We start from the raw sequence: 21,080 nt of genomic DNA, 5'->3' as shown, positions 1-21,080 counted from the left end.
GAAAACTGAGGCTATACCTATCTCGATGCCGACCGCCATGCCTGACGATTAACCATTCCGATGCCAGTACACACCAATACCAGCGCAATGGCATAGCGCCACTCCAGCATTTTCTCGCCCAAGAACAGCGCAGAAAGCAGCACGCCAGCAACCGGGATCAGGAAGTTAAACGGCGCAAGTACCCCCACTTTGTTGTACTTCAGCAGTTGGCTCCACAGGGCAAAACTGACCGACGAAATCAGCACCAGATAAAGCAATACCATGCAGGCCGTGCCGCTTTCGACACGAATATTGCCGCCCAACAGGTAGCCCGCCGCCATCATGACTACGCCGCCAATGGTCAATTGGTAGCCCGTCATCATTGTTGCATCCATGGCAGCAGAAATACGCTTACCGTAAATACTCGCCGCAGAGATTAAAAATGCCGATATCACGATGAAACCGTCGCCCATCAGCGTAAACGTGAAATCCCCCAGCCCGTTGATATTCACGATGGCAACACCGATAAAACCCACCAGACAGCCAACGCTTTTATTGATGCTTAACTTGTCATTGTTGTATAAATAGTGCGCCAGCAGCACGCTGAAAAACGTCTGGGTGGCATTCATGATCGATCCGTTAACCCCGGTGGTGTGCGCCAAACCAATATAAAATAGCGTATATTGCACCGCGGTCTGACTTAACCCCAGGATCACCAATTGCTTCGGTTGGCCCGGCAGTAACTGCGTCAGGGAAAACCCGCGCACTTTTGCCAGCAGCAGCAACAAGATACCGGCAATCGCAAAGCGATAACCGGCAAAGAGCAGTTTCCCCGGAATATCGCCGTCAGCGATATGAAAAAGCGCATAACCATTTTTTATCGCCGGATAAGAACTTCCCCACAGCAGGCAACAGAGTGTTGCCAGTATAAATACCACTTTCTTATTGGTATAAAATGCAATCGCATTATTCAAAATCCTCTCCTTTCCCCGATCCCAATGCCACTATCTCAAAGACCAAGGCATTCTCGGGTCTTGGTTTTCAAGAGTGAATTACCGCTTCAGAATAAGGGCTTACTCAGCGCGACAACAGAAACATCTATGAATAAAATCTCATAACGTACCATTTTAAAAACTAAAAATAATATAAGCTGATGATTGTTAATCATTTAAATAAAATGAAAATATTTTCACTTATAAGTTTGATGAATATCACAGACTGCAATAACGGATAAAACGACTCATTAAGTACAATAACCCGATATAAAAATCTGAGCATTAACAACAGGGTTTATCGCCTCAAGGTAGCGAATAGCTTAGAATGCCGTGGAGTCCAGCGCAGCAGCAATGGGGAATAAGGAGCAAAAGATGGCCGCCTCGTGCAATCGGACAGATATCGTAACAGATACACCCACCAGGATCGCGCAAGCCGCGTTAAACGTAATCCTTGAACACGGTGTGCGCGCAACCACGTATCGCCGAGTGGCGGCGCGGGCGCAACTCTCTTTAGGTACCTTAACTTATCGCTATAAAAGCATTGATGCGCTGCTGATCGACGCGTTCACCTTTATGATTGACGAAATTTCTCACGCCTTCCATCAGCGACTGGCACAAGCAGAAGACATTGATAGCGCCTGTGAAGCCGTCGCCGATCTGATTTGCGGGAATATCTGGGCAACGCCGAACCACCTGACGTTAAGTTTTGAACTCTATGCGCTGGCTTCGCGCCAGGAAGCCTACCGCGCGCTGTTACAAGAGTGGATGTCCCGCAGCAGGACTGCATTGCACCGCCATTTTACCGAGGAAACGGCATGGACGCTGGATGTGTTAATTGAGGGGTATACCATTCATAACTTTTTTAATCGCCACCCCATGAGTCGGGAAAAAATTTTGCTGGCGATCACCCGACTGGTGCGGGAATAAGGGCACAGCGCGATCAGCCAAGCCCCGTATTCACCCGTTTGCCAATCTCTTTCAATTGCGCGTATTTTTCCAGTAGCGCCGGGCTGTCATCCAGGCTCATCACAAACATCCACAGGTAGGTCATCACAGAATAAACGTGCCCAGCATCGATGCCTTTTTTTCCCGCCATCAGCATGATGGCACCACCAAACAGCAGTGCCGAAGCAGCACCGATGGCAAGATAGCCACACGCTTCACGATCGGACAGACGGATACGCAGACGCGCCATCACATCATAATGGCGATGCAGTTTTTTTTCGCCTGCACTGCTGACAACCGCAATATCCTTTTCTAATCGGTTATTAAGTCGTTGATAGAGAACTTCATTCCGGCGTGTATATTCCGACAGGAAAAGAGCGAAAAAAGCTAGGATCCCCAGGCAAAAGAAACCGGCCATGCGCTCAATGACCAGCAGCATGACAACGGCACCGCATATCGACGCTAACGACGTAATCAACAGAGGCAAATGCGTTTCGAAAAAGCTGACAAACTCTCGAGACAGCGCCAAGCGAGCGGCAATGGTAGAGTTGTTCTGCGCATCCTCACGCTGAGTCAAAATCACCGGAACCGCAAGCGCAGCATAAATACGCGCAAAAGTACGCGTATCAATACTGCGCCGCGCCGCACCAATCCCCCACATGAGTAGCACCAGTGCGGCATAGAAAACCCCGTGTGCCGCCTGCCCCTTCATTATCGCATTGATGGCAAAGCCCGCCAGCAAGGGATACAGCAAGTAGATCACGTTCTCAGCCACAACCAACAGCAGTGTAAAAAACAGCTTTTTTTTATGCCTGACGGCCAGGTTTTTAAGTGTGCCGACGGCGCTGTGAGAGCGCACTGCGGTTGCATGGTAAGATGTGTTTTGCATGACAACTCATTCGTGGGTTATGATTTTGAGCAGTTGCTCAAAATCATGTCGGAGTGTATTTGAGCACTTGCTCAAAGTCAATATGGACAACAGGATGAAAGAAGATCGCACAGCACTACGGGGGAGAATTTTGGATGCCGCCGTTGCCCTTTTTATCGAAAAAGGCAGTGAAAATGTCACCACGCGAGAACTGACAGAAGCACTGAATCTTTCCCGCAGCCACATTTATCACTATTTTTCAGACTGGCAGACGCTGTGTCTCGAAGCCTACTCGCGTTTTATGCTGGCCGATCTGGATAATTTTGCCAAAACGGTGCGAGCAGCACCGCCCGCCCAGCAGCTTCAGGCTTTTGTAACAGAATATCTGCCGGAAACCAGCGATGCCATTTGGCAACTGTATAGCGCGCTGTGGCGCAAGGCCATTCATGAAGAGCAATATGCCGCGCTGGCGCTAACGCTCACCCATGTCTGGGATGGATTATTAAGCGACATTATTGCAGCGAATGTTAGGCAGGACGTTGATGTGTTGCAGGTCACCCGGCAGCTAAGCGCGCTACTTAACGGTTATGCCGATCATCTGATTATCAATCCAACACCAGAAGCCCGTCGTCAGGCAATGTCCGATATCGATGCCTTTCTCCAGCGCATCCAGTAGCAATACGCATTAACGCACCGCATATGCCATCCGTGGGCACCCCGGTCAGTTTGCGGGGAAAAATACGTTAGGCAGACATCAGTTGGTTCATGATGTTGCGGTGTGTTGACCGACAATCAACCGCGCCGGTGCGGCCAACAAATAGCCGGTGCGCCATTGAGTTTGGGCTTAGCAAAAAGGAATCCCTGAAAACGTCTAATGCCTGCAGCTTCTAGCCAGCACCACTCTTCCACCGTTTCCACCCCTTCAGCAACGACGCTGATTTCCAGCTCCGCACAACATTTTACGATGGCCTGAACAATCGCCTGCTTGGGCCCATGTGCATGGATATCCGTTACGATACTACGGTCGATTTTGATCTTGCCGGGCTGAAACTTGGCGAGCAGCGATAGCCCGGCAAAACCGGCACCAAAGTCATCGATAGCCAGACCAATCCCCGCCGAACGTAATTGCCGAATAGCAGAAGAGAATTCGTCGAAACTGGAAATGACTTCATCCTCCGTCACTTCAACGATGACCTGCTCAGGCACCAGGCCATTGCGATCGATCTGCTCCAGTAAAATATCAACGGCATTCGGCACCTTGACCAGCGACATCGGCAGCAAGTTAATAGAAATTTTATGGCTGCCAATATTGATATTTTTCGCCAGCGCCAACGCCCATGCTTTGGACGAAAGATCGGTTTCATGCAGTTTGTCGGGCGGGATCGACGCGAAATAATCCTGCGGCGACTCACCGTTCGGACCACGGATCAGCGCTTCAAACGAGCTGATTTGCCCACGCAGCGGTTCAATAATAGGTTGCAGCGCGAACTGACAAGGTTGCCCCAAAAACGACTGTTCGGGCGGAGAGGTAAAGGGCGGCGCTTCTGACAAGAACCCCCAGGATTCAGGTTCACTGCTGTAGGCCAGCTGTTTCTTCCAGCGGCCTTCAACAAAGGTACGAATAAATTTATAAACCCGGTCATCACTCGCCAGATTATAACGCAGCGCACCGGTTTTTATCACCGCTCGCAGCACGGCACCGGGTTTATCATGGCGTAAATCAAACAGCGCCATGCCCATATTGATAAAACGGCGCTTCGCCGCATAATCACGCATCAACTCAACCACACCGTCATGGCGAGGATCGTCGCAGATAGCGTCATACAGCTGATTCACCGTTTCGGGTTCACCTTCCAAAACCTGAAGAAAATGACTGCCATCAAAGATCAGAATGCCGGTCAGTTGCAGCGTCATATTACGCACCTGAGACTGCGCCACTAACGCATCGAGCAGCGATAGATCAAATGTTCGGCTTGCACGACTTCGGTAAATCAATGTAGACAGCATAAGACCCAGACTCTTAGAAAAAAAATAGGTGTTTCAATATTCCCATCATTAGGGAAAGGCATCACGATAGATAAGATAGCAGACAAGATGCCTCTCGCGTATCACCGTTTTTCCTAAACGTACAGCGCTGACAACCCGTGCTCAGCGGACGATCGCCGTTGTAAAGTGTCCACTAAAAGACACGCTCATGGACAAAGATTAGCAGTAACAAAATTCATCCTCCAGTTTTCAATACCCCGTATCACACCAATAACCCGTTGACATCAATGACTATGCCCGCAAATCGTTACCGAACAACACGGTAGAAAAGCGTTTCTTGCTAGTGTTGCAAGTACAGCAAACCGGAGAAAGCGTCACCACGCAAACCTTGCCTGTAAACCACTCGGTATAATAGTCCATTACAGGAAACTATCAGAAAAACGCTTGATCGATGGTCATTCCACATATGCTGTGTTTATATACATATATAGAGAAAATCATCATGTCGTTATCCACGCCCACACGGCCTCCACGCCTCAGCGTCAATGCCTCTTCGTTGCCCTTTTTTATCGAACACGTGCCCTGTGGTTTCCCCAGCCCGGCGCAGGACTACGTGGAAGATAGGCTAGATATCAATCAACTGGTGATCAAACACCCTAATGCTACCTACTTTATTCGCGTCAGCGGTGATTCGATGATTGATGCCGGCATTAGCGACGGCGACTTGCTGGTGGTTGATCGGGCATTGACGGCACAGCACGGTGATATCGTTGTGGCCGCCGTGGACGGCGAGTTTACCGTTAAGGAGTTACGCATCCGCCCTTTTATGCAATTGGTGCCGCATAACACGCGCTATTCACCGATACACTTCCAGCATGAGGAAGCGCTTGAGATCTTTGGTGTGGTCACCTTTACGGTAAAGGCGATGCGCTAGCGGAAGGAAAAAGAGCAATGCGCCTATCGTTCGACGCATGACATCCGGTTAAATCAGTCCTTCTTCTCTGCAAATCAACCACAAACGCATGTCAAACTCATACTGATGGTAGTCCGGCTCCATGTGGCAACAGAGTTGATAAAAGGCTTTGTTGTGGTCCTTCTCGCGCAGGTGTGCCAGCTCATGCACCACGATCATGCGCAAAAAGGCTTCAGGCGCGTTCCTGAACAGGGTCGATATCTTGATTTCATTCTTGGCTTTTAACTTCCCGCCATGATTTTTAGAGATAAAGGTATTGGTGCCGAGCGTGCCTTTAACGGGATTTAACGCACCGTCATAAATAATTTTAGCAAGCGCGCTTTCCTTTTTCAGATAGCGATTTTTTATGCCATTGACATAGTCGTAGAGCTGTTTGTCATTCGTCACGGTATGCGTTGTGGGGTACTTTTGTTTAACCACCGCAGCCAGCCTGCCAGCTTGCAGCAAGCTATCGACACTGGCGATCAGTTCTGATGGGTAATGCTTTATGTAATCCAGTTTGCTCATTGTGGCCGTAAACGCGTCAGCAGCAGTGAATGCACAGGGCGAAAAAGTTACGGACATGCTAATCGATTTTCCTCACCGAGGCTATCTGGCAGATACCGAACACCGTGTCATTTACCCGCATGGACAGTGAGTAAAAATAGTTATCCCGCCCTATCAATGGATTGCTGGCAGCACATGCAATACCACTTGATCGCTTTACCCCACAAATATACTGTATATAAACACATACCCAGAGATTCCCACCATGTTCGCCCTTATTGACGTCAATAACTTCTATACCTCCTGTGAAACCTTGTTTCGCCCAGACCTGCGCGGAAAACCGGTGGTAGTGGTGTCCAACAATGACGGTTGTGTGATATCCCGTTCACGAGAAGCCAAAACGTTGGGGATAAAAATGGCAGCGCCCTATTTCATGATGAAAAAAGCGTTTCCCGATGCGCAAATCGCCGTGTTCAGTTCTAACTACACCCTCTATGCCGACATGAGTAATCGCGTTATGGCCACATTGTTTGAGTTAGCGCCAACGCTGGAAATCTATTCGATCGATGAAGCCTTTATGGATTTGTCCGGCGTCAGCAACGCAACCCCGCTTGCCGTGTTAGGCCAACAGATCCAACAAAAAGTGCATAAAGAGATCGGGCTGTCGGTCGGTGTCGGTATCGCACAAACCAAGACGCTGGCCAAGCTGGCAAATCATGCCGCCAAAACGTGGCGAAAAACAGGCGGTGTGGTGGATTTGTCGAACACCGATCGGCAGCGCAAGCTGCTGTCACTGGTGCCCGTCAACGAGGTGTGGGGCGTAGGCCGGCGTATCAGCAAAAAGCTCAATCAGATGGGCATAGAAACCGCGCTGAATCTCGCGGAAAGCCCAACCTGGCTGATTCGCAAGCACTTTAACGTGGTGCTGGAACGCACCGTGCGTGAATTACGCGGTGAACCCTGCCTCGAGCTGGATGAGTTTGCTCCCACCAAACAGCAGATTGTCTGTAGCCGTTCATTTGGTTATCGCATCACCGATTATAGTGACATGCATGAGGCTATCTGCGCCTACGCCGAGCGCGCAGCCGAAAAACTACGGCAGGAACAGCAATATTGCTGTCAGGTTAGCGTGTTTCTGCGTACCAGCCCACATACCGATGGTGAAGTCTTCTATGGTAATCAGGCTTCCGGCAGAGTGAGTATTCCCACCAGCGACACGCGCGACATTATTCGCGTGGCCATTCAGGCGCTCGATCGCATCTGGACCAACGGGCACCGTTACATGAAAGCCGGTGTCATGCTGAGCGATTTTTACAGCCAGGGCACCGCCCAGCTTAATTTGTTCGATACCAACCAACAGCAAGCCAATAGCGCAACGCTCATGCAGGTTATTGACCACGTAAATACCTCGGGAAAAGGGTCAGTATGGTTCGCCGGCCAAGGTATTCAGCAACCCTGGGCGATGAAGCGCAACATGTTGTCACCCGCGTATACCACGCGGTTTGCCGATGTACCGATTGCAAAATAGATGACAAACCTCACCAGAATGGCATGCGCAACCCACTGGGAGGAACACAGCGCGATTAGTGCGTTACCATATCCATGACGGGGGTGAGTAATTTATTTCTTCTGTTGCGACGTAAAAAACTCAGGTATATCGATTTATTGATTTTCTGCTTTAATGGAATAGTCACTACATGCTCACGTTTATATAAATCGACAATTGAACTGGAAAAGAGTGCAATACCCGCATTGTTTTCAACCATATCCATCACAATATCGATCTGGCTGCACTCTTTGTACTGTCTGGGCTTGATGCCCGCCAGAGAAAATGCCGTTGAAATAATGGAATACGACCCCGTGTCCTTTTGCGGCAAAATAACGTTTTCATACGCCAAATCGGACAATCCGATCTCCGATTTCGACGCCAGTGCGTGCTGTAACGGCAGCACCGCGACAACGTGATCTTCCAGCACTAACTGATGTTCCAGCAGACCATCGTCAAGTTCCTCTTGTGACGGCGTACCGAACGCTGCCAGCAGCGTTGTGTTTTTCACTTTTTCAATGAGCGCGTGGCTGGAGCCGTCAACAAAGGAGTAATTAATATTTTTGGCTGTTTGATTTACTGCCAGGAAGTTTTTAAAAAAATCCATACGCCCGACAGGCGGAATAACGCCGATAAAAGCATGATCTAATGTCCCCTGCCCCTGATGCGCATCGACGAGTGCCATTAATTGATCGAATTCATCGACAATACGCTCACAGCGCTGCGCAAAAACAGCACCAAATTCCGTCAGTGAAAAAGTACGTGTCGTACGGTTGATTAATTTAATGTTGATCTCTTGTTATATTTTTGTGATTAAATGTGTTAAGTTGGATTGTGATATATTTAACATTGTCGCAGTCTTAGTAAAACTTCCAACTTTACTAAGAACCTGAAAATGAATGATATTTTTAATATTCAACATACAACGAAAAACCTTTTTTATCGACATTATTAATAAATGATATCCATTATTTCAAAAAAAATAATGTGAGGCCAATCCCAATATCCTTCTCGCTGTTCCGCAAATATACCCGCCATCAATGTATCTGCGAACAGGAGTAACAATGCTTCAAAATAACTATGACGTTGTGGTGATCGGCGGCGGTGCCGGCGGTGTTGCAGCAGCCATTGGCGCAGCACAAGCGGGGAAAAAAGCATTATTGGTAGAAAGAAGCTCCTATTTAGGAGGACAAGCCACGCATTGTTCTATTCCCACCTATGACGGTTTTTTTACGCGTCATGAAAATAGCGAGCAAATCGCGGGCGGCGTCGCCAGCATGGTCATGGAGAAACTCAAACAATACCGCGGCTGCGGTGAACCGCTGAGATCGCCGTGGGGCAACGTGATGTTCCCAGTAAACAACGAAATGACCAAGATTGTATTGGAAGAGCTGGTCATGCAATCCGGTGCCCACCTGTTGCTCAACAGCCAGTTGTGCGATGTGGTACGTAACGGAAATACCATTAAAAGCATTACCTTACTGACCGATGGTGACAAGGTGCAGATCACGGCACAGGCCTTTGTCGATGCCAGCGGCGATGGCAACCTGGTTTACCTGTCCGGAGCGGAACACACGTCACCCGACGTAGAAAATCTGCAATTCGGATCTCTGCTAACCCGCTTTGGCGGCGTGGCAAGCGAGGCGGATGTCAGCCCGGCAGCACTGCGTGCCGCCATCGCACAGGGCAAGGCGGCGGGTATTACACCACTCAGCAAAGACAGCGGTTTTGCCATGCGTATTGTTGGTACTGAGGATGTCATCGCCATTCTGTGCAATGAGAAGGTGAACCCGCTCGACGCCGACAGCATGACGCAAGGGCAAATTCGTGCACGCAAGCAGGCAATGGCCTATTTGGACACCTTCAAGCGCTTCTTGCCGGGTTTTGAACAGGCATACGTCATCAACACTGGGCCACATATCGGTATCCGCGAATCGCGCCACGCCGTGGGTGAATATGCGCTGACCGGGGACGATGTGGTCAATGCCGCCACCGTTGACGATGCCATCGCACGTGGATGCTGGCCCATTGAACGCCATACGTCAGCCAACAAGATGCAGGTCTATACCTGGATCAAAGATGACGGCTATTACGAAATTCCGCTGCGCAGTCTGAAAAGTATCAATATCGATAATCTGTGGCTGGCAGGCAGAATTATTTCCTGCGACAGCGAAGCGTTCGCTTCGGTACGCGTTATGGGTACGGCATTTTTAACCGGCCACGCCGCAGGTATTGCCGCCAGTATGAAAAACACGTCAACAGAAAACGATATAGCCGCGATCCAATGCGAATTAAAACGACAAGGCGCGCTCATTTAAATCAGGGATAACATAATGAAAACAGAAACGATGGTTCAACCTACCTCGCATATTACTCGAAAGCACATTACGATATTTGTGCTGGTGTATGCCTGCTATTTACTCTCCTTTTTTTCACGATTATTGATTAACCCCATCATCCCCACCATTTCCGTCGATCTGGGGTTGACCAAGGCGCAAATGGGCGGATTTATGTCTGCCTTTTATCTAGGCTATGTATTGACCAATCTGCCGGGTGGCCTGCTAACCGACAAACTCGGCTACCGCAAAGTGATTCTCGGCACCCTGTTAGCATTAGGTGTCAGTACCCTGCTGTTTGGGACTGTGACCAGCTATAACACCGGCTTTATGATCCGCGTGCTGGCCGGTATCGGCTCTGGGGCGACGTTCTCCGCTTGCCTGCGTGCTATCTTTGAATGGTTCCCGAAAAACAAAGGGATGGCGACTGGTATTCTGCAAACCGGCACCACCGGCGGATTACTGCTGGTGAATCTGGCAGCACCGCCGTTTACCGAGCAGCACGGTTGGCAATACACCTTCTTTATTATGGGGTTGATACCGTTGGTGTTCTTTGCACTGTCCTTCTTCTACCTGCCTAACCCGGTGCAGACCGACAAACCGAAAATCAATAGCACCCCCTCCACGTTCTGGCGTGACGTGCTGTCGATGTTCAAGAACCGCAATCTGGTTTTACTGGGCCTTTCTGGTTTCTTCGCGATGGCTGCCACCTGGGGCACCGCATCATGGGCAAACACCTACCTGAACGGTCAACTGAATTTATCACTGGTGACGGCCGGTTCCTGGATGTCGCTGTATGCCATCGCCTCCGTGATCGCTAAGCCGCTGACCGGCTCCCTGATGGATAAATTCCAACGCAAAAACAAGAAATATTATCTGTCAGCGCTGCTGTTGGTGCTGGTGCCTGCGCTGATGTGGTTTAGCCGCAATAATAGCGTTAGCGCGCTTTATGTGCTGATTCCTCTTCTGGGGATAACCGCCTTCGCTTACAGCCCGGTAATGAATACGTTTATCGGCGAGCTGGTCCCGGTAGAAAAAACCGGTGCGGCAGTGGGATTCCTTAATACCATTTGGCAATTGGGATCGTTATCCGCACCGATCGGCATGGGGATGATTCTGGACACTTTTGGTAACAGCTATTATTACGCGTTCTCCGCACTGGCTGTGTGTGCTTTTATTTCCGGGATGATCGTTCTGTTTATTTCCCTGCCTCATACTGAGAAATAACGTTATTAATAGAAAGTAATCCATCCTTTGGTTGTTATACCGGCAAGCACGATTGTCGCAGGATAAGTGTTGCTTTTAATCAGAGCAAACACCTTAAAACAGCTGCCCGAATATAGCATTCGGGCAGTTTATTATTATAAACACAGCACGCTAGCGCCGAATCCAATATAGATAGAGCGTGATGGTCACAATCGAAATCAGCGTCGAAAACAGCACGCAGCGTGAGGTAATACGCCCCTCACGCTGATAAAACTCTGCCAGCATAAAGGGGCCTGTTCCGGTAGGCAGTGCGGCCAGCAATACGGCGGTATGCACCAGCATCGACGGCAAGGCGAATACCCATGTTGCCATCACCCATACAATAAGCGGATGCAGCAGCAGTTTTAGTGTGACCAATAGGCCGATGATCACATTGGGTTGATACGGCGCTTTACGCGGTTTGTTAGCCAGAAACAACCCCAACGCGATCAGGGCACAAGGGGATGCAGCACCGCCGAGTAGCTTCAAAAATACCGTGACCGGTGATGGCACACTAAGCCCGGTCAAAGGGAAAAACATCGCCACAACCGGAGCCACCAGCAGTGGGTTACGCACCAGAGAACCTGTCACTTTCATCACCAGACGCACACCGCGCTGTTCACTCTGCACGCCCACTTCGATAATCACGATAGCAATAGCAAATAGCACGCAGACGGTAATGATGGTAGCGATCAGCGTCGGTGCCAGCGCATCTTGCCCTAAAAATGCCAGCGCCAAGGGAAATCCCATAAAACCCGTATTGGCATAGCTGGCATTGAGTGCGTCCAGTGCGGCATCGGCCAGGTGGCGTGAGCGTTGCATTTGCAGCACTACCGTGATGACAAACACCACTAGCGTTCCAAGGGTAAACGCCAGAATAAAACCAGGTTGCCAAACGTCTGCCGGACGCGCGTGGGCGATAATATCGAATAACAGGGCAGGCAATGCCAGATAGACGACAAAACGATTTAGCTCGCTGGTCGCATTTGGGCCCAGAATGCCCAACGTGCGGGTAAACCATCCGGCAAAAATCAGGGCGAAAATCGGTAAAACAATACTCAGGGTGGATAGCATGACAACTGCTCACTTCAATGGATAAGCCACGACAATTCGGGCAACAGCACCAGGCGAGGGATAACTGTAAAAGCGCACAGTCATATAATCCAATGCACTTTTACAACGATCGTGATACCTTTTCGGTATCATGATCGATATACGTCAACTTCGTTACTTTGTGGCACTGGCAGAAACGCGCCATTTTGGTCGGGCAGCACAGCGCCTGCATATCAGCCAACCCCCACTGAGCCGCCAAATTGCCGCGCTGGAAAAAGCGCTGGGTGCACGACTGCTGGAACGTCATGCCCACGGGGCCACGCTCACCTATGCCGGTGAAATTTTTCTTGCCGAAGCGCGTGACGTGTTGTCAGCGTTTGACCGGGCTTGCCGCAATGCACAGTTGGCAGAACGCGGTGAACTGGGCAACCTCGCCATTGGTTTCATGATGCATGCCGCTTACACCAGCGTGCCTGAGCTGACGAGACGCTTTATCACCCACTATCCCCAGGTGCAATTGGAACTGCGGGAAACCATTCCCGGTCTGTTAGCGGATGAGGTGCTAAGCGGACAATTCGACGCGGGGATTCTGTTTAATCCCGGTCCTGTCGATGGATTAGAAGCGTTATCACTGTACCGTGAGCGCCTGTGTTTAGCGCTGTACACCACCCATCCCCTTGCACAACGGCCCCAGCTTAACGCGCGTGATTTGCAAGGCGAAGCGTTGATCGCCACACCGCACGAGGTTGCTCCCATGCTGCGTGAAGCCATTGAGGTGTATTGCCGCTCGGGTGGCGTTGCACCGCATTTCCGGTTGGAAACACAGTTGCAGCAAACCATTATCAGCTTTGTCGCGGAAGCACTGGGCATCGCGTTGGTGCCGCAGTCGATTGCCAAAATCGGTGTCGCCGGCGTGGTTTACCGCGAATTGGAAAACAGCCCCTGCGTTGAGCAAGTGTTGGTGTGGCGTGCAGGCAATCGAAACCCTTCGCTAGCACTGTTTCTGAAAGAAGCCGAAAAGGCCGCGCAGCGCTGGGCTACGCCAACCTGAAGAGACGGTACACCACGCCCCCGCCATGCAGCGGCAAGCGTGGCCTACAGCACGGCTTAATTGCTGAGATCGACACCGTTAGAGGCAATGACTTTCTTGTACCAATGGAAGCTTTTTTTGCGTGAGCGCTTCTTGCTGCCATTACCCATATCATCCTGATCGACATGGATAAAACCATAGCGTTTTGACATCTGTGAAGTACTGGCACTGACCATATCAATCGGCCCCCACCAGGTGTAGCCAAACAGTTGCACGCCGTCGGCAATCGCTTCTCGCATCTGCTCAATGTGCAGCCGCAGATAGTCAATGCGGTAATCATCTTCAATGATGCCGCTGGGTCCCACTGTATCAACGGCACCGAGACCATTTTCTGCAATGAATACCGGTTTCTGATAGCGATCATAGAGTTGATTCAACGCCAGACGCAGCCCTTTGGGATCGATCTGCCAGCCCCAGTCGCTTTCCGGCAAGTGCGGATTGCGAATACCGCCGGTGATCAGATTGCCCTTAACCCCCTCCAGTTTTTCCGGATGTGCGCTGACCGTGCTCGACATGTAGTAGCTGAACGACACGAAATCTACCGGGTATTGACGCAGAATCTCATCGTCGCCCACCGCTTTCTCCAGCACCACGTTCTTCTCGGCAAACATACGTTCTGTCCAAGCGGGGTAGTAACCGCGTGCCTGCACATCACTGAAGAACAAAGAAACACGCTGCACCTCTTCACACGCCTGAAGATCGTCGGGATGGCAGGTATGTGGATAGAGGATTTGGTAGCTGATCATGCAGCCGACTTTGGAGTCGGGAATGATGGCATGGCACGCCTTGGTTGCCAACGCACTGGCAACAAACTGGTGATGTGCGCCCTGATATTTCGCCTGCTCCAGATGCGGGTGATTCTCCTCCACAACGCCGATGCTGACGTAAGGATGGTGCTTCACGCAGTTAATTTCATTGAAGGTCATCCAATACTTAACCTTGGTGCGGTAACGCTGGAACACCGTTTGCGCAAATTGGACATAGAAATCGATAATCTTGCGGTTGGGCCAACCGCCGTATTCGGTCACTAAGGTCAGCGGCATTTCATAGTGGGAAAGCGATACGATCGGCTCGATATTGTGCTTGCGCAGCGTATCGAACACCTTATCGTAAAAGCGCAGCCCGGCTTCATTAGGTTCTGTTTCATCTCCGCGCGGGAAAATACGCGTCCAGGCGATAGACATACGAAAACATTTAAACCCCATTTCGGCAAACAGCGCGATATCTTCTTCATAGTGATGGTAAAAATCGTTACCGTTACGCTTCGGATAGTATTTCTTACTGTCAGGATCCTGCGCTTCCGCCACCTGAGCATGGGTCATGCCCGCCCATTGATCCAACCAGCGTTCTTTGGGTGCATTGGCATCGAAAATAAAGACATCAGAAGCAGACAGCCCCTTGCCATCAACCTGACAGGCGCCTTCCAACTGGTTAGCCGCCGTTGCGCCACCCCATAAAAAATCGTCAGGGAAATCCTTGGTAAAGGTCATCATCTTTCCTTACGCCGCGGTCGCGGACAGTTGCAAAAAGGGTTCACGTTCACTGATATTTCCCTGTTTCACCAGGCTGATATCACTGTAGTTTTCGGTATTGGTCACGATCACTATCACGCTGGGGTCGATGTTTTCTGCCAACAGTGCATCGAGATCGAAGCTGATTAGCGGGTCGCCCACCGCCACGCGCTGCCCGTCTTCGACGTGACGCGTAAAGTGGCGGCCATTGAGTTTCACCGTGTCGATACCAACATGAATCAGCACCTCGGCACCGGTATCGCTTTGCAGCGTGATGGCGTGATTGGTGGCAAACACCGCGCCAACCACGCCGGCAATCGGTGAGCGCAATTCGCCGCGTTGTGGCACGATCGCAATCCCCTTGCCAAAGACTTCATCGGCAAACACCGGATCGCTCAATTGATGTAAAGGCACCATGTTACCGGCCAGTGGGGCAAACAGCGCTTCACTGCGCGCGACCACGGCGACAGGTTCAGTTACGGCAGGGGCTTCCACGTGTTCATCTTTCGGTTGTGTCTTTTCAGCCGGGTCTTCAAATCCCATAAAGACGGTAAGCACGCTGGAAACCGTAAAGGCAATAACCAGACTGACCAGCGCCCAGCCAAAAGTCGGCCCTACCAGCGCCGGAAGGCCGGGTAAACCGCTTAACGCGTAAGCGTAGGTATTGACGCCCATCATCAGCGCAAATCCACCGCCGCAGGCACCGCCCAGCAACGCCGCAGCAAACGGACGCTTAAAGCGAATGTTGATACCATACATCGCCGGTTCAGAGACCCCCATCAGGGCACTGAATGATGTCGACAGTGCCAGCGATTTCAGCTTCTTATTGCGTGAACGCAAGAACACACCGAATGCCGCGCCCGCCTGACCAAAGTTGGCAACAAAGAACAGAATTTTTACCGGATCAAAACCCATGCGGCTGATGTTGTTGATCATGATAGGCACCAGCACGTAGTGCATGCCGGTAATGATCATCAATGACAGCGTGCCCCCCACCAAAATCCCTGCCAGCGCCCCCATATTGGTCAGCAGCCAGAATATGCCACCCGACATGGCGTTACCGAGGGAGATACCAGCTGGCCCGATAACAATCAGCATCACCGGCGCCACAATCAGCAGGCTCAACAAAGGCACAAAGATGGTGCGCAGCGCGGCGTGCATGACGGCATTCAACAGGCGCTCCACCCAACTCAGCAGCCAGACAGACAGCACAATCGGAATCACCGATGAGGCATAGGAGACGGGTGAAACGCTCAGCCCCAGGAAGTGGACCGGCGCGCCAGATTTGAGTAGCGTGACCAAGGTCGGGTGAAACAGTGCCGTCGCCAGCGCCACGCTGACAAACGGGTTAGCACCAAATTTTTGCCCGGCGCTGAATGCCAGCACAATTGGCATAAAATAGAACACACCATCGGCGATCGCAGAAAGGATCTGATAGGTCTGATTGGTATTCTCCACCCAGCCAAAGGAGATGAGCAGCGACAGCAACCCCTTCATTACCCCGGCACCGGCAATGGCCGGAATAATCGGCGAGAAAACCCCGGAAATCACTTCAAACAGCGCCGAAATCGGGTTGCGTTTTTTCGTCGTGTCGCTGTGGTTTTCACCTTCTGCGGCCTGGCGTTCAAGGTGGGGCAATTGCGCATAGATGGCCTGACACACCTGCGCCACTTTCCCGCCAATAATCACCTGAAATTGATCGCCCGACAGATTGACGCCCATCACGCCATCCAGGTTTTCCAGCGCCTGACGATTCACCTTATCGGTGTCTTTTAAATTAAAACGTAAACGTGTGATGCAATGAAACAGGGAGATAATATTCTGCTCGCCGCCCAGATGTTCAATTATCCGGGTAGCGCTTTGTTTACTATCCATCGCCGAGATTCTCCAGAAAGAAACGTGTTGTTTCGCTCAATATCGACCGATAGCAAGGCTATCGGGCACCTGGCTTCCTCTGGGGTTTGCCTGATTAAACAGTAACAAGCCTAAATGGAATGCTGTTGTCGTTGCATCATGTTTTCAATGTGCACCGTTAAATACAATTTTTCCGCATCTGTCATCTGATACTGGTAATTTTTTTTAATGAAATCGCCGATCGCATTGACACAATTAACCGTTTTTTCATGCTTTTTCTTGACCAGATTAAATAAGTCATCGACATCATCATTCAGTTCGGTTTTTCGTAATACGCGCTGGGCAAAGAATTTAATATGTGTAATAAAACGTTGGTAGCCGATACTTTGCTCATCAATAGCCATGCTATACCAGTATTTTACGATATTCTGAATTTGATAGATGAGCTTGGTGATTTCAGTTACCTGACCATCGGGGCTTTTCATACCGGCGTTTACCATATGCAGCGCGATACTGCACGCCTCGGCGTTGGGCAACACTACGCCAGTTCGCGCGGCAATAAGCGCGAGCGCCTGTAATGCGACGGTATATTCCTCTTGATAAAAGTGTCGAACTTCCCACTCCAGAGGATTGTGTATTTCCTGCCCCTGCTTTTGCCGCTCAATGGCATAATGCAAATGGTCAGAGAGGGAAACATACAGCCCTTCACTCAATTTGTAATCCAGCGCCTGTTGTGCCAGTCGAACAATATCATCGGTGAGCTGAATAGTTTCCACCGGAAGCTCATTGAGCAACACCATAAAACGGGAGGTGATCTTGTCATCACGCAAGTGGAACGTTTTTTCCACTTTATCTTCCGACACAATATCGCCAACACGCGCTTCAAACCCCAAGCCTCTGCCGGTCAAAATACGTTCATTGCCTGCGGTGTCAATGGCACTGACCACATTGTTATTTAATATTTGTTTGATCGTCTGTGTCACCTGCCATCCCCCAAAAACAAAAACGGGCAAAACATAAATGCAAACGGAAAAGAAAATGTTCTTTTTCGCGCCTGCAATTAGATTTTGCCCGCCGAACGGTAACAAGCTCTAAAAGCTGTCTGAAATCTACCACTGCGGCAATAACGGGTCAAGGCAGTGCCATAGGCCAAGGGGATAGGATGTTAAAATTGTGATCTCGATAACATCGCAGACAAGGGACTGCGTTTGCTGTGCATTTATGCGAAACACCATCACTGCGGCGGCATAGAACAAGCAAGGCAGATGCCCCCTCCGCCGATGATTCATGAATTATACTCATTGGTGCATGCACATTTTGCTATCTGGTATCGGATTACGCGATGCGATACGCTCGATGTAATACCGTTTCGCGCCGCCATAACACAGTGATGCGCGCTGATGACAAGCCGCATCGCCCTTTTATTTCGACGCATATCGTCAATCACGCCAAACAGAGAGCCTACCATGAAAACCATCGGTTACGCCGCACTGAGCCCCAGCACGCCGCTCGCCCCGTTCACCTTCGAACGCCGCGCCCTGCGCGCCAATGATGTTGCTATGGAAATTTTATACTGCGGCGTGTGTCACTCGGATTTACATACGGCACGCAATGACTGGGGGTGGACACAGTACCCCGCTGTGCCAGGCCATGAAATTGTTGGGCGCGTCACCCAGATCGGGGCCGACGTTACCCGCTTTCGCGTGGGCGATGCGGTTGCAGTGGGTTGTTTGGTCGACAGTTGTCAGGAATGTGACCATTGCCATCAGGGCGAGGAGCAGTTTTGCACCAACGGCAGAACCGATACCTATAATGCCCCCGATCGCATCACCGGAGAAAACACCTACGGCGGCTACGCCAAGCATTTAGTGGTGCGTGAAGAGTTTGTGCTGCGCGTACCGGATACCCTGACGCTAGCGCATGTCGCGCCGCTGCTGTGTGCAGGCATTACCACCTATTCTCCGCTGCGCACCTGGAATGTCGGCCCCGGCAGCCGGGTCGGAGTCATTGGACTGGGTGGTTTAGGCCATATGGCCGTCAAGCTGGCTGCGGGTCTCGGCGCGGATGTTACGGTAATGAGCCGGACCAACAGCAAAGAAGCTGATGCGCTATCGCTCGGGGCCGACCGACTGCTGGTCTCCAGCGACAGCGCCGCTATGGCGGCTGCACAATCTCATTTTGATCTGATTATTGATACCGTTCCGGTCAAGCACGACGTTAACCCCTACATGCCGCTGTTAAAAGTCGACGGCACGCTGGTGTTGGTGGGGCAAGTTGGCCCGCTGGCAGAACCGACCACGGTGCCGTTGATCCTCGGACGTCGGCGTATCGCCGGATCGCTGATTGGCGGCATCCGTGAAACACAGGAGATGCTTGATTTCTGCGCGAAAAAACAGATCTTACCCGATTGCGAAATGATTCGTATGGACCAGATCAACGAGGCTTTCGAACGTATGGAACGCGCCGATGTGCGTTACCGTTTTGTCATCGATATGGCCTCACTGCCTGCGCCCAGCGCACAGTAAACCGTTGATCAACGCGCCGCCGCCCCATGCCGGTGGCGCCAACCGGAAAGCCATATGCTGAAAGAAAACTTCAACGATCTGCTGTCATTTTTAGCGGTTGCCAGAGAACGCAGCTTTACCAAAGCCGCCGCTCATCTTGGCGTATCGCAATCCGCGCTGAGCCATTCGGTACGCAGTCTGGAAGAGCGTCTGGAGCTGCGACTGCTCACCCGTACCACGCGCAGCGTCGCGCCAACCGAGGTTGGCGAGCAGCTCGCAAGCCGAATTGAACCGCATCTGGCCGATATTGAAAACGAGCTCATTGCCCTGCGCGACATGCGTGCTCGTCCGGCAGGAAATATTCGTATCACCGCCGGTGAACATGCCTCCGATTATGTACTATGGCCGATACTGAAATCGTTCCTCGCCTCTTACCCGGATATCAATATTGAAATTACGGTGGATAACGCACTCACCGATATTGTCAGCGAGCGCTTCGATGCGGGCATTCGTCTGGGCGAACAGGTAGCGAAAGACATGGTGGCAGTACGTATCAGTCCGGAGATGCGCATGGCCGTCGTCGGCTCACCCGACTACCTTGAGCGCAACGGCGTGCCCTCATCTCCTCAGGCGTTGCAGCAACACCGTTGCATTAATATGCGTTTGCCTACGTTGGGGGGATTGTATGCCTGGGAATTTGCACATGCCGGTCGCGAAATGCGGGTGCGCGTGGATGGACAATTAACCTTCAACAGTTTGCGCCAGCGCATTGATGCCGCACGCCACGGTTTCGGCCTGGCTTACGTACCGGAAGATACCGTTTGCCAGGAACTTAAGGCCGGCACACTGACGCGGGTGCTGGAGGAATGGTGCGCACCGTTTCCCGGCTACTACCTTTATTATCCGACACGCAAGCAGCACCCCACGGCATTTGCCCTGTTTATCGATGCGATACGCTATCAGGATAAATGACCGCCAAGGATGCGCGCAGCACAAACATTCAGCACTCGGTAAAAAAGCGGTAATAAAGCACTTGCCATCACGGGAGGACAACGCCATAATAGCGCCCACTCCTCGAGCGGGGGTGTCAAAAAATGTATCTAATCAACTAATTGATTGATACTACATACAGTACGACCATAGCTCAGTTGGTTAGAGCACCACCTTGACATGGTGGGGGTCGGTGGTTCGAGTCCACTTGGTCGTACCAATTCATATTTTATAGACGGACAGTGATGTTTATAATGTCTTGAAAAATCTTATTTCCCTTTATTCAGATCGAATTTTCGAGATATACCCGTATCCAAATCAGTTTGATGTCTCCCTACGAAGCTCGTACGTAGGGCTGTTAGCGAAATATCGGCTGCCTGTTCCTTGTCCCACAGGAAAAGTTGATGGGAATTGACCATGGCTGAACAGGATTCATCGTCAGAACCATGCATTTTCAAAACCGAGCGCCGCTACATCGTGGAATACCGACCGCAAAATGGCAACACTGGCAACTTACCCCTGCGCTGGGAGGTTTGTCCCTCGCGCGCCTTGCTAACCCGGCGGCCAAACTGTCCGGCAAGTGGCTCAGAGAGTTGGGATTTGACACCGGTATCGGCGTGACCGTGCTGATACCCGACAGCGTTCCGGTGCAATAGCGGTACTGTTGGCCCTGATAACGCAGCTCGAAGTAGACTTCTTCGTTTGCGGCATCACCCAGA

19 protein-coding genes and 1 tRNA gene are annotated in these 21,080 nt (G+C 51.0%); 11 read left to right on the top strand and 9 right to left on the bottom strand.

Annotated elements, in window-relative coordinates:
* Positions 1–17: 17 nt before the first annotated feature.
* Positions 18–953, bottom strand: coding sequence for a DMT family transporter (locus tag K6K13_RS08835; RefSeq protein WP_222160453.1), 936 nt, complete (start codon positions 951–953; stop codon positions 18–20).
* Positions 954–1,346: 393 nt separating this feature from the next.
* On the opposite strand from K6K13_RS08835, the gene K6K13_RS08830 reads away from it, so the two are divergent.
* Positions 1,347–1,901 (top strand): TetR/AcrR family transcriptional regulator, encoded by a 555-nt coding sequence (locus K6K13_RS08830; RefSeq protein ID WP_222160452.1) that lies wholly within the window; start codon positions 1,347–1,349, stop codon positions 1,899–1,901.
* 13 nt (positions 1,902–1,914) lie between these two features.
* On the opposite strand, the gene K6K13_RS08825 is transcribed toward K6K13_RS08830, so the two are convergent.
* Positions 1,915–2,808: an ABC transporter six-transmembrane domain-containing protein gene (locus tag K6K13_RS08825; RefSeq protein WP_222160451.1), complete on the bottom strand. Its 894-nt coding sequence runs from the start codon at positions 2,806–2,808 to the stop codon at positions 1,915–1,917.
* Between the two features lie 94 nt (positions 2,809–2,902).
* Between K6K13_RS08825 and K6K13_RS08820 the strand changes: the two genes are divergently transcribed.
* Complete coding sequence (locus K6K13_RS08820) at positions 2,903–3,463, top strand: TetR/AcrR family transcriptional regulator (RefSeq protein ID WP_222160450.1); 561 nt, start codon at positions 2,903–2,905, stop codon at positions 3,461–3,463.
* 116 nt (positions 3,464–3,579) lie between these two features.
* Here the strand turns inward: K6K13_RS08820 and K6K13_RS08815 are convergent, their stop codons facing one another.
* Positions 3,580–4,794 (bottom strand): diguanylate phosphodiesterase, encoded by a 1,215-nt coding sequence (locus K6K13_RS08815; protein WP_222160449.1) that lies wholly within the window; start codon positions 4,792–4,794, stop codon positions 3,580–3,582.
* Positions 4,795–5,275: 481 nt separating this feature from the next.
* Between K6K13_RS08815 and umuD the strand changes: the two genes are divergently transcribed.
* Positions 5,276–5,707: a translesion error-prone DNA polymerase V autoproteolytic subunit gene (umuD, locus tag K6K13_RS08810; RefSeq protein WP_222160448.1), complete on the top strand. Its 432-nt coding sequence runs from the start codon at positions 5,276–5,278 to the stop codon at positions 5,705–5,707.
* Positions 5,708–5,755: 48 nt separating this feature from the next.
* Here umuD and K6K13_RS08805 read toward each other — a convergent pair whose 3' ends face one another.
* Entirely contained in the window at positions 5,756–6,253 is a 498-nt protein-coding gene (locus tag K6K13_RS08805; RefSeq protein WP_222161023.1) for a M48 metallopeptidase family protein, read from the bottom strand.
* A 244-nt stretch (positions 6,254–6,497) separates the two neighbouring features.
* Here K6K13_RS08805 and umuC point away from each other — a divergent pair, with 244 nt between their 5' ends.
* Positions 6,498–7,760 carry a translesion error-prone DNA polymerase V subunit UmuC gene (umuC, locus tag K6K13_RS08800; protein ID WP_222160447.1) on the top strand — a complete coding sequence of 421 codons (1,263 nt, stop codon included), beginning with the start codon at positions 6,498–6,500 and terminating at the stop codon, positions 7,758–7,760.
* 55 nt (positions 7,761–7,815) lie between these two features.
* Here umuC and K6K13_RS08795 read toward each other — a convergent pair whose 3' ends face one another.
* Complete coding sequence (locus K6K13_RS08795) at positions 7,816–8,463, bottom strand: LysR family transcriptional regulator substrate-binding protein (RefSeq protein WP_222160446.1); 648 nt, start codon at positions 8,461–8,463, stop codon at positions 7,816–7,818.
* Positions 8,464–8,842: 379 nt separating this feature from the next.
* On the opposite strand from K6K13_RS08795, the gene K6K13_RS08790 reads away from it, so the two are divergent.
* Positions 8,843–10,096, top strand: coding sequence for an FAD-dependent oxidoreductase (locus K6K13_RS08790; RefSeq protein WP_222160445.1), 1,254 nt, complete (start codon positions 8,843–8,845; stop codon positions 10,094–10,096).
* Positions 10,097–10,111: 15 nt separating this feature from the next.
* Entirely contained in the window at positions 10,112–11,341 is a 1,230-nt protein-coding gene (locus K6K13_RS08785; protein WP_222160444.1) for an MFS transporter, read from the top strand.
* Positions 11,342–11,491: 150 nt separating this feature from the next.
* Here the strand turns inward: K6K13_RS08785 and K6K13_RS08780 are convergent, their stop codons facing one another.
* A complete protein-coding gene (locus K6K13_RS08780) occupies positions 11,492–12,433 on the bottom strand; it encodes an AEC family transporter (protein ID WP_222160443.1) in 942 nt (313 codons plus the stop codon).
* Positions 12,434–12,563: 130 nt separating this feature from the next.
* Here K6K13_RS08780 and K6K13_RS08775 point away from each other — a divergent pair, with 130 nt between their 5' ends.
* Entirely contained in the window at positions 12,564–13,463 is a 900-nt protein-coding gene (locus K6K13_RS08775; RefSeq protein ID WP_222160442.1) for a LysR family transcriptional regulator, read from the top strand.
* Between the two features lie 56 nt (positions 13,464–13,519).
* Here the strand turns inward: K6K13_RS08775 and K6K13_RS08770 are convergent, their stop codons facing one another.
* From K6K13_RS08770 to licT, 3 genes are all read right to left on the bottom strand, one after another.
* Complete coding sequence (locus K6K13_RS08770) at positions 13,520–14,992, bottom strand: glycoside hydrolase family 1 protein (protein WP_286206789.1); 1,473 nt, start codon at positions 14,990–14,992, stop codon at positions 13,520–13,522.
* A gap of 9 nt (positions 14,993–15,001) precedes the next feature.
* Positions 15,002–16,888 carry a beta-glucoside-specific PTS transporter subunit IIABC gene (locus K6K13_RS08765; protein WP_222160440.1) on the bottom strand — a complete coding sequence of 629 codons (1,887 nt, stop codon included), beginning with the start codon at positions 16,886–16,888 and terminating at the stop codon, positions 15,002–15,004.
* Between the two features lie 110 nt (positions 16,889–16,998).
* Positions 16,999–17,850, bottom strand: coding sequence for a BglG family transcription antiterminator LicT (gene licT, locus K6K13_RS08760; protein ID WP_252120458.1), 852 nt, complete (start codon positions 17,848–17,850; stop codon positions 16,999–17,001).
* Between the two features lie 483 nt (positions 17,851–18,333).
* Here licT and K6K13_RS08755 point away from each other — a divergent pair, with 483 nt between their 5' ends.
* The 4 genes from K6K13_RS08755 (at position 18,334) to K6K13_RS08740 (ending at position 21,017) form a co-directional block, all read left to right on the top strand.
* A complete protein-coding gene (locus tag K6K13_RS08755; RefSeq protein ID WP_222160439.1) occupies positions 18,334–19,392 on the top strand; it encodes an NAD(P)-dependent alcohol dehydrogenase in 1,059 nt (352 codons plus the stop codon).
* 54 nt (positions 19,393–19,446) lie between these two features.
* Positions 19,447–20,343, top strand: a complete 897-nt coding sequence (locus K6K13_RS08750) for a LysR family transcriptional regulator (RefSeq protein ID WP_222160438.1) — start codon at positions 19,447–19,449, stop codon at positions 20,341–20,343.
* Between the two features lie 161 nt (positions 20,344–20,504).
* A tRNA-Val gene (locus K6K13_RS08745) sits at positions 20,505–20,581 on the top strand.
* A 226-nt stretch (positions 20,582–20,807) separates the two neighbouring features.
* Complete coding sequence (locus K6K13_RS08740; protein ID WP_222160437.1) at positions 20,808–21,017, top strand: SymE family type I addiction module toxin; 210 nt, start codon at positions 20,808–20,810, stop codon at positions 21,015–21,017.
* Positions 21,018–21,080: the final 63 nt, after the last annotated feature.

The organism is Symbiopectobacterium purcellii (genome assembly GCF_019797845.1).
GTDB lineage: Bacteria > Pseudomonadota > Gammaproteobacteria > Enterobacterales > Enterobacteriaceae > Symbiopectobacterium > Symbiopectobacterium purcellii.
The sequence above is the reverse complement of the archived record's forward strand: the minus strand, read 5'-3'. Positions and strand labels throughout refer to the sequence as shown.

Coding starts and splice junctions, on each gene's coding strand:
- K6K13_RS08740 (WP_222160437.1), top strand. CDS start 20,808: ATGCATTTTCAAAACCGAGCGCCGCTACATCGTGGAATACCGACCGCA.
- K6K13_RS08780 (WP_222160443.1), bottom strand. CDS start 12,433: ATGCTATCCACCCTGAGTATTGTTTTACCGATTTTCGCCCTGATTTTT.
- K6K13_RS08795 (WP_222160446.1), bottom strand. CDS start 8,463: ATGGCACTCGTCGATGCGCATCAGGGGCAGGGGACATTAGATCATGCT.
- K6K13_RS08755 (WP_222160439.1), top strand. CDS start 18,334: ATGAAAACCATCGGTTACGCCGCACTGAGCCCCAGCACGCCGCTCGCC.
- K6K13_RS08770 (WP_286206789.1), bottom strand. CDS start 14,992: ATGACCTTTACCAAGGATTTCCCTGACGATTTTTTATGGGGTGGCGCA.
- K6K13_RS08775 (WP_222160442.1), top strand. CDS start 12,564: ATGATCGATATACGTCAACTTCGTTACTTTGTGGCACTGGCAGAAACG.
- K6K13_RS08825 (WP_222160451.1), bottom strand. CDS start 2,808: ATGCAAAACACATCTTACCATGCAACCGCAGTGCGCTCTCACAGCGCC.
- K6K13_RS08820 (WP_222160450.1), top strand. CDS start 2,903: ATGAAAGAAGATCGCACAGCACTACGGGGGAGAATTTTGGATGCCGCC.
- umuC (WP_222160447.1), top strand. CDS start 6,498: ATGTTCGCCCTTATTGACGTCAATAACTTCTATACCTCCTGTGAAACC.
- K6K13_RS08765 (WP_222160440.1), bottom strand. CDS start 16,888: ATGGATAGTAAACAAAGCGCTACCCGGATAATTGAACATCTGGGCGGC.
- K6K13_RS08805 (WP_222161023.1), bottom strand. CDS start 6,253: ATGAGCAAACTGGATTACATAAAGCATTACCCATCAGAACTGATCGCC.
- K6K13_RS08815 (WP_222160449.1), bottom strand. CDS start 4,794: ATGCTGTCTACATTGATTTACCGAAGTCGTGCAAGCCGAACATTTGAT.
- K6K13_RS08790 (WP_222160445.1), top strand. CDS start 8,843: ATGCTTCAAAATAACTATGACGTTGTGGTGATCGGCGGCGGTGCCGGC.
- umuD (WP_222160448.1), top strand. CDS start 5,276: ATGTCGTTATCCACGCCCACACGGCCTCCACGCCTCAGCGTCAATGCC.
- K6K13_RS08750 (WP_222160438.1), top strand. CDS start 19,447: ATGCTGAAAGAAAACTTCAACGATCTGCTGTCATTTTTAGCGGTTGCC.
- K6K13_RS08785 (WP_222160444.1), top strand. CDS start 10,112: ATGAAAACAGAAACGATGGTTCAACCTACCTCGCATATTACTCGAAAG.
- K6K13_RS08830 (WP_222160452.1), top strand. CDS start 1,347: ATGGCCGCCTCGTGCAATCGGACAGATATCGTAACAGATACACCCACC.